Origin of the sequence: Streptomyces sp. 15-116A (genome assembly GCF_025290915.1) — a bacterium.
Taxonomy (GTDB): Bacteria; Actinomycetota; Actinomycetes; order Streptomycetales; family Streptomycetaceae; genus Streptomyces.
The window spans coordinates 1-4243 of sequence record NZ_JAOCQE010000404.1 but is presented as its reverse complement, the minus strand read 5'-3'; the positions used below and the strand labels follow the sequence as shown (position 1 = coordinate 4243).

5 protein-coding genes are annotated in these 4243 nt (G+C 76.1%); 3 read left to right on the top strand and 2 right to left on the bottom strand.

Annotated features, from left to right (window positions below):
* Positions 1–716 (bottom strand): SRPBCC family protein (locus tag N4P33_RS33280; protein WP_260830660.1); only part of this gene is annotated, 716 nt, incomplete at its 3' end.
* A gap of 142 nt (positions 717–858) precedes the next feature.
* On the opposite strand from N4P33_RS33280, the gene N4P33_RS33275 reads away from it, so the two are divergent.
* Positions 859–1248 carry a hypothetical protein gene (locus N4P33_RS33275; RefSeq protein WP_260830659.1) on the top strand — a complete coding sequence of 130 codons (390 nt, stop codon included), beginning with the start codon at positions 859–861 and terminating at the stop codon, positions 1246–1248.
* Between the two features lie 64 nt (positions 1249–1312).
* Here the strand turns inward: N4P33_RS33275 and N4P33_RS33270 are convergent, their stop codons facing one another.
* Complete coding sequence (locus N4P33_RS33270; RefSeq protein ID WP_260830658.1) at positions 1313–2134, bottom strand: AfsR/SARP family transcriptional regulator; 822 nt, start codon at positions 2132–2134, stop codon at positions 1313–1315.
* 416 nt (positions 2135–2550) lie between these two features.
* Between N4P33_RS33270 and N4P33_RS33265 the strand changes: the two genes are divergently transcribed.
* Together N4P33_RS33265 and N4P33_RS33260 are read left to right on the top strand one after the other, a co-directional pair.
* A complete protein-coding gene (locus N4P33_RS33265) occupies positions 2551–3297 on the top strand; it encodes a thioesterase II family protein (protein ID WP_260830657.1) in 747 nt (248 codons plus the stop codon).
* Between the two features lie 50 nt (positions 3298–3347).
* On the top strand, positions 3348–4243 hold an 896-nt coding region (locus tag N4P33_RS33260), incomplete at its 3' end, for an AfsR/SARP family transcriptional regulator (protein ID WP_260830656.1).

The following is a 4243-nucleotide window of genomic DNA, read 5'->3' as shown; positions in this document are numbered from 1 at the left end:
CCGGGCGCACCGGCGGCGGAGAGCTGACGGTGCACCAGACGCCCGGCGTGCGGGAAGCACAGCCGCGCCGAGCGGACGGTGCGGCCCCGCGGGGTGCGCAGGGTCAGCAGCTGGGCGCCGGGCACCACCTCGTCGACCTCGGCCGCCCGCACCACGTGGCCGACTTGGCCGGGCCACTCCTCGGCCCGGTGGAGAAAGTCCAGGGCCAGTTCCGGCGGGCCCTGGAGCGGAGTCTCCTGCGTGAAGCGGGAGACGGTCAGTTCCCCGCGGTCCCGCTCCTCGGCCCGCTCGCGCACCGCGCGCAGGAACCGTGTCACCACCCCGGCCGGCACCGGTCCGGGCCGGTGCCGCACCCTCAGCACGCACCGCCCGGCCCCGTCCGGCGTCACCGCCCACCTCCCCTCGACGCCGGTGCCGTCGGCCGTCGTACAGGCGAAGTCGATACGGCGCCGCCCCGGGTCGTACCGGCGCCGCGACACCCAGCAGGCGAACTCCCCGTCCCACAGGGCCCAGATCCTCGTCCGGGTGCCCGGGGAGTCCCCGGCGCACGGCGGCAGCGGCTCGGCGTGCACCACGTACGGCAGCAGCAGCGGCCACGCGGTCACCTCGCTGAGAATTCCGTACACGGTGGCGGCCGACGCGGCGACCCGCGTCCGTTCCTCGGCCTGCCGTCCGCCCGCGCACTCCCGGTCGCGGGTCCGTTCCAGCACCGTCATCGTCCCTGCTCCTCACATTCCGTCCCGCCCGCCGATGCTGGGCGGAACGGCTCGAGGCCGGTTCGAAGGGCCCTCGAGAGGGCGCGGTCAGGGTGGATCTGCCGCAGCCGAACGGGCTGCGCCGAGCCGAGAGGTGAGCCGTATGACCACGACCGCCGTGACCTCCCGCCGCGCCCCGGAGGTGGCCGCACGCATCCGCTTCTCCGGCCTGTACGCGCAGGCCGAGAGCTTCTACACGCGCCAGCTCGCCCTGGCCGAGTCCGGCGGCGCGGCCGGTCTGGCCGCCACGTTCGCCCCCGGCACCGCTCCGGACGGCTGGGACGCCGGCCCCGGGCACCGGTTCTGGATCGGCAAGCTGGAGATCGACCCGGAGAACGAGCACACCCTGCGCACCCGCTGCAGCATCTTCTCCCGCCCCGTCGCCCCCGGTCCGGGGGGTCTGCGGGTCACGGTGGTGGAGGACGTCCTGACCCGCTTCGGCGACGACTGGCTGGCCACGGACCGCCGCGTCCTGCGCGACACCGCCCTGTGACGCCCTCGCCTGCCCGCCGCCGCGCCCACGGGCCCGACCGCCCGAGCCGTCCGTGGTGCCCCCCTCAGGCCGCGTACAGGTCGAAGATCGCGCCGCGCCGGGACGGTGCGGCGCGGTCCAGGGCCGGGTCGAGCGTGAGGACCGCCTGCCGGAGGCGGCTCAGCTGCGGGGAGGGATCCACGCCGAGGTCGTCCGCCAGACGGGTACGCAGCCGCTGGTAGACATCGAGCGCGGCGGCCCGCCTGCCCGACCGGTACAGCGCGACCATGGCCTGGGCGTGCAGGCCCTCGTGGCGGGGATGACGAGCGGTCAGCGTGGTCAGCTCGGCGAGCAGCGCGCCGTGCCGGCCGAGCCGCAGTTCGGCGTCGATCCGCCGTTCCACCGCGACCAGCCGGCTCTCGCGCAGACGCAGCGCCTCGACGGAGAGCACGGGCCCGAGCGGCACATCCGCCAGCGGCTCGCCGTGCCACAGGTTCAGAGCCTGCCGCAGCAGGGTCGCGGCCCGCTCGTCGTCGCCGTTCTCGGCGGCGTCCTGACCGGCCGCCAGCAGGGTCTCGTACCGTCCGGCGTCGGTCCGGTCGGCGGGCAGCTGCAGCAGATAGCCGCCGTGCCGGGTGGCGATGACCTCCTTGGCGGCGCCCGGCACCCCGGGGCCCATCGCGGTGCCCAGGTGACGGCGCAGGGTGAGGACGTAGGTCTGCAGGGTGGTCATCGCGCTGCGCGGCGGGGCCTGCTCCCACAGCTCCTCGATCAGGGTGGGCACCGGCACGATGTGCCCGGGCTGGAGTGCGAGCAGGGCGAGGACCTGCCGCGGTTTCCCGGCGCTGGGCACGATCGACACCCCGTCGACCTCGGCGGCCAGCGGCCCCAGGAGCCTGATGTCCATGACGTCCTCCCGTTCGTACGGCGCGTACGGTGCGTACGGCTCGTGCTGTGCGTGCAACGGCGTCCGCCGCGCATCCCGGCCGGTACCGGGGCCCGGGGGCCGTCCCCCGGCTGCTCGGCGGTGCGCCGTCCCGGTGCGTACGGCCGGGTCCCGGTCCGGTCCGCCTCGGTACGCCGGGCACGCTAGCCGCGCGCCAGACCCGCCGGCCGTGCGATCAGGCGCCCTTCGAGCGGGGCTGGACGGGAAGTCGTGCGGCGGCGGGCATCGCTGGAGGCGGTGTGCAGCGCCGCTGGAGACGCACTCGCGGGCACGGGCGGCGCGGGGCCGGGGTGGTTAGCGTCCCGGGCGGAGAACCGGAGCCACGGCCGAGGGGCCGCGTGTGCGGCACGCCTCGCTACCCGATTGCGAGTAAGACCATGCAGCTGCGCCTGTTCGTGTTCCACCACGCCGGCGGTTCACATCTGATGTATCGCGACTGGCCGGCTCTCTTCCCGGCCGGCTGGCGGGTCCGCCTCCCCGACGCCCCGGGCCGGGGCCTGCTGAGCCCGGACGAGCCGATCGAGGACGCCATCGCGCTCGCCCGCCACTTCCTGGCGGAGCTGGACGACGAACTCACCGGCGATTTCGCCTTCTTCGGGCACAGCATGGGCTGTGTCACCGCATACGAGCTGACCCAACTGCTGCTCGCCGAGGGCCGCACGCCGCCGGTCTGGCTCGGCCTGTCCGGGCGCGCCGCGCCCCGCGCGGACGGGACGGGGCGGACCTTCCGCCATCTGCTGCCCGACGCGGATCTGCTCCGCCATGTGGCCGCGCTGGGCGGCACCCCGCCCGCGGTGCTGGACGAGCCGGAGCTGTGGGAACTCCTCGCGCCCGCGATCCGCGGCGACCTGAGGCTGGCGGAGACCTGGGACCCACAGTGGCCGCCCGCGCCGCTGCCCGTACCGCTCTCCGTCTTCGGCGGCCGCGACGACGAGGTCGCGCCCCCCTGGACCCTGGCCGCCTGGCCGCAGGCGACCGAGCACTTCCTCGGCACGCATCTCTTCGACGGCGGCCACTTCTACTTCCTCGACGACCCCGCGCCCCTGACCGCCCTGATCACCCGGGAGGCGGTCCGAGCACAGCACACCCGAACCACCTCCGGCACGGGAGCGACGGGGCGGTGAACCGGGGCGGGACGGCGCCCGGGGAAGAGACGCCACCCGGCGGGGCGGCGGTGAACCGGGGTGGGACGACGCCCGGCGAAGAGGCCCCACCCAGCGGCGCGGTGCACGCGGGCGGGACGGCGCCCGGCGAGAAGCCACCCGGCGAAGAGGCCCGACCCGGCAGGGCGGTGGACGCGGGCGGGACGGCGCCCGGCGAGAAGCCACCCAGCGGGGCGGTCAACCGAGGTGGGACGGCACCCGGCAAGAAGCCACCCGGCGAAGAGGCGCCGCCCGGCGCGGCTGCCGTGGCCGTGGAGTTCCGGCTGCTCGGGCCGGTCGGCGTCCTCGACGGCCGCACCGGCCGGCCGCTGCGGCCCGCCGGGGAACGGCAACGCGTCCTGCTGTGCGCGCTGCTGGCGCACGCCGGATCGCCGGTCCGCCCGGCCGACCTGATCGGGGAACTGTGGGGCGGCACGCCCCCGGACGACCCCGCGGGTGCCCTGCACGCCCAGGTCTCCCGGCTGCGCAGGCTGCTGCGGACGACCGGCGGCCGGCAGCGCATCAGCACCGGGCCCGCCGGCTACCGGCTGGACCTGGACGAAGCCACCGTCGACGCCCACCGGTTCACCCGGCTCGCGGACGAGGCCCTGCTCCTGCTGACGCACGACCCCGGACGCGGCAGCGCGCTCCTGCGCGAGGCGCTGGCACTGTGGCGGGGGCCCGCCCTGCAGGACAGCCGGGGCGGCCCGCTCTGCGCGGCCGAGGCCCGTCGTCTCGACGCCCTGCGCCTGACCGCGCTGGAGAGCCTGTACGCCACCGAGCTCAGCCGGGACCGGCATGCCGAGGTCACCGGGGAGCTGGAACGACTCACCCGGGTCCACCCGCTGCACGAGCCGTTCTACGACCAGCTGATGCTCGCCCTGTCCCGGGCGGGCCGCCGGGCCGAGGCACTCGCCGTGTACCGGCG